This window comes from Butyrivibrio sp. INlla16 (assembly GCF_900104155.1).
Classification (GTDB): Bacteria; Bacillota; Clostridia; order Lachnospirales; family Lachnospiraceae; genus Butyrivibrio.
Window position 1 is genome coordinate 1 of the sequence record NZ_FMYB01000116.1, and the last position, 3,201, is coordinate 3,201.

General features: G+C 44.1%; 5 protein-coding genes. 1 reads left to right on the top strand and 4 read right to left on the bottom strand.

The features are described 5' to 3' along the window. Positions 1 to 157 precede the first annotated feature (157 nt). Positions 158 to 1,006, top strand: a complete 849-nt coding sequence (locus BLR42_RS22060) for a phosphodiester glycosidase family protein (RefSeq protein WP_091873854.1) — start codon at positions 158 to 160, stop codon at positions 1,004 to 1,006. 220 nt (positions 1,007 to 1,226) lie between these two features. Here the strand turns inward: BLR42_RS22060 and BLR42_RS22065 are convergent, their stop codons facing one another. The 4 genes from BLR42_RS22065 to BLR42_RS22080 form a co-directional block, all read right to left on the bottom strand. Beyond that, positions 1,227 to 1,619, bottom strand: a complete 393-nt coding sequence (locus BLR42_RS22065) for a DUF5605 domain-containing protein (RefSeq protein ID WP_091873857.1) — start codon at positions 1,617 to 1,619, stop codon at positions 1,227 to 1,229. 88 nt (positions 1,620 to 1,707) lie between these two features. Next, entirely contained in the window at positions 1,708 to 2,139 is a 432-nt protein-coding gene (locus tag BLR42_RS22070; protein ID WP_091873860.1) for a hypothetical protein, read from the bottom strand. Continuing rightward, the gene (locus BLR42_RS22075; protein WP_091873862.1) at positions 2,132 to 2,779 is read right to left on the bottom strand and encodes an HAD family hydrolase; all 648 of its coding nucleotides are present in this window, start codon (positions 2,777 to 2,779) and stop codon (positions 2,132 to 2,134) included. Before BLR42_RS22075 ends, BLR42_RS22070 begins: the two co-directional genes overlap by 8 nt. Position 2,780: 1 nt before the next feature. Beyond that, positions 2,781 to 3,020, bottom strand: coding sequence for a hypothetical protein (locus tag BLR42_RS22080; RefSeq protein WP_026498853.1), 240 nt, complete (start codon positions 3,018 to 3,020; stop codon positions 2,781 to 2,783). Positions 3,021 to 3,201 lie beyond the last annotated feature (181 nt).

Here is a 3,201-nt window from a genome sequence, read left to right on the forward strand (position 1 = left end):
TCAGTCTCTAAACGCGCCATTTTTCAGCGTTTGTGCTTCGAAAAATTTCCGAAGGCAATTTTGAATGGTTCTAAGGTGTCATGAATAATTCAGGCATAAGCATCCCGGAGAATGGTCCAAAGATTCCGGATTCCCGGAAAAATTCAAGGACAGAAAAGTGCCTGATAATGGCGATGCAACTGACGAACACAATGCGCATGACGATGGTGAATCGACTAACGACAGTAATACAACTAGCAACAGAGAATCCGCCAACAATAGTGAATCAACAACCACATCAGAATACACAGGAGAGACATCTTATAAAGATGAGAATGTGACCATCGAGCTCACTACTTACGATGAATATGACACTAAAATATATGTGGCAGACGTGACTCTGACATCCGCCGAGTATCTTAAGACAGCCTTTGCTGAGGATACTTACGGAAAAAATGTAACCGATACCACCTCCGATATTGCAGAGAAAAATGGCGCAATTCTCGCTGTAAACGGAGATTATTACGGTGCTCGTGAAAGCGGATATGTGATCAGAAACGGCGTGGCTTACAGGGACAGCGCTAATGGCTCTGATGTTCTATGCATATATGCGAACGGATCAATGGAGGTAGTAAAGGACAGCGAATATACGGCAGATGAACTTGTGGAAAAGGGAGTATGGCAGGCATTTTCTTTTGGACCGGCACTGGTGGAGGACAGCGAAATAGCTGTAAGTACCAACACCAAAGTTGACAGAGAAATGAGCAGCAACCCCAGAACTGCTATCGGTATGATTGATGAAAACCATTTTGTTTTTGTTGTATCAGACGGGAGAACTTCGGAAAGTGAAGGCCTGAGCCTATATGAGCTGGCAACCTTTATGGAAAAGCTTGGTGTGGAAACAGCTTACAATCTGGATGGGGGAGGATCATCAACAATGTATTTCAACGGTCAAGTTGTTAATAATCCGACCACAAGCGGAAAGATAAAGGAAAGAGAGGTAAGCGACATTGTATTCATTTCGTAGCATAAGAAGAAGTTTATTTGGAAACCTCGCAGGTACGATATTTTTGGCTCTGTTTGGAGCGATCTATGAAGTATACAGCCATGGCGTATATTCATATTTCATGATTTATGCGTTTGCGGTACCGCTTATCATGGGTGTCTTACCCTACATGATCATGCATACGCTTGGAAAAACGGCGAACCCTATTTTTATCAATTTATGGAATTCTGCTATCGCAACATTAAGCGTAGGAAGTGTGTTTGCAGGCGTTCTGGCTATATACGGAACAACAAACAGACTCCTGATCGTTTACCCAATAGCCGGAGCAGTACTGATTCTGGGAAGTGTTATTTCCCTGGTGTGCAATCACAGCCATATAGGGCTTGCCGGGCAGAGCAACAGTAACCTTTCCTGATGCATTCTCGAGGACAACCTCTCTGGTCATGTTCCAGGTGTCGATTACTTCGACTTTGTACTTCTTATCTGTGGGCAAAACCAGAGTATCCCTGGCACAGCACCTGAGATAATAATAATTGATGATAGCAGAGTTATCAGTGCATCTGCCGCTGTAGCAGTGCTCTGCGTAGAAATGCATATGACAGTTCTCGGGAGTCATCAGTTCTATGGCATTCATGAAACTGACAAACCCGGGATCCTTTTCTTTTTCGCGGCGCTCCTCATCGGAGAGCTCAGAGAAGTAAGGAATACCGCCCGCCGGAGGTTCAACCGGTCCCGGAAGACTTCTGCAGATATTTTAGATTATCTTCCTGTGAAAACTGCGAGAATCCCCATCTGTCGTAGGGATGGAAAAGAATGAGATCGCACTGAATCTCCATATTATCAAGGTGCTTAATAATGCCTTCCAGATGATTCCAGAATCTCTCATCGGGTGAATCTACATCCCAGCACCCGGAACCAGTCTTATGGAACGGATAGAACTCCGGCTCATTTTTATTATAGGTATAGTCCTTTGGAAAAACGCACATTCTGACCTTATTAAAAGGAGAGCCGGAAAGGCTCTCAAAGGTATGCTCGATTATTTCCGAAGTCTGATGCGCGAAGGCATAGATAGTTGTACCGAAAGGATAGAAAATTATGCCGTCCTCATATTCGAAGTGAGTACCGACAGCTTTTACCATTCCATGTTTACTCATGAAGTAAAATCTCCTTAAGTTCCTCTGTGTCTTTTGCAAAGAGCTCCGCACCTGCTTCTATAAGCTCAGGCTTATCGCGAAATCCCCACAAAACAGTAACCATTGAAAGCTCTGAATTCTTTGCGGTGGCAACATCAATATCAGAGTCTCCGACATACACGGCTTCCGATTTTGACACACCAAGCTCAGAGAGCGCGATATCCACAAGCTCCGGTGAGGGCTTTCTCGGAACACCTTCTCTTGCGCCTACAGCCACTGTGAAAAGACCGTCAAAATAACTCTTTGCCAACCTGTGTACATTTTCATCGGTTTTGTTGGATACTACCGCGGTTTTAATTCCAGCATCCTTTAGAGACCTAAGTAGCTCGCAGATTCCGGGATAGGGCTTCGTCTTCTCCGCGCAGTGAAGAGGGTAGTACTCCTTGTGTATGGCAAGAACCCTGCTCTCGGTCTCGGAATCCGTGCCCTCGGGAACACATTTATTTACAAGGTATACCATACCTTTTCCGAGAAAAGCGCGAACCTCCTTTGTTGAACGCTCGGGAAGACCGTTCTCACGAAGAGCATGATTCACGCTGTCTCTTAAATCCTCAAGACTGTCGAGGATGGTTCCATCCATATCAAAAATGACTGCTTTCATATTATTGCTGCCTTCCCATATCCATCATGGTTCTGAAAAGATCGATATCATTCTGTGTAAGCTTGATATTACACTGCTTTGAAGCTCCGTCCGGAGTTGTGATTTTCATATCAAAAATGGTGCCCTCCTGAAGGGATGAGTCCTTTACCGCATTGAAAAAAGGGAATACGCGCGGGTGCTCAGCCTTGAAGGTGTTAAATTTCTGCTGCAATTCCATAATTGCCATAGGATTAATATTCATAAAAACCTCGCTAAAATATATTATGCTTGCGCCGCAGCACAGCATATTTATTCTAAGAAAAAACAGGGTATCTTGTCTAGTACCGGCCTTAGGGTTGTTTCATGAAGCAAAATAAATATAGGGTCTTTTAGCGATGAAACTTAGAGGGAAAAGCATTATACAAAAGTGCTTTTCCCTCTTC

What these genes read in the sequence shown, in the direction of transcription:
- BLR42_RS22075 (WP_091873862.1), bottom strand. Translation starts at nt 2,779, where the DNA reads ATGAAAGCAGTCATTTTTGATATGGATGGAACCATCCTCGACAGTCTT.
- BLR42_RS22070 (WP_091873860.1), bottom strand. Translation starts at nt 2,139, where the DNA reads ATGAGTAAACATGGAATGGTAAAAGCTGTCGGTACTCACTTCGAATAT.
- BLR42_RS22065 (WP_091873857.1), bottom strand. Translation starts at nt 1,619, where the DNA reads ATGAATGCCATAGAACTGATGACTCCCGAGAACTGTCATATGCATTTC.
- BLR42_RS22080 (WP_026498853.1), bottom strand. Translation starts at nt 3,020, where the DNA reads ATGAATATTAATCCTATGGCAATTATGGAATTGCAGCAGAAATTTAAC.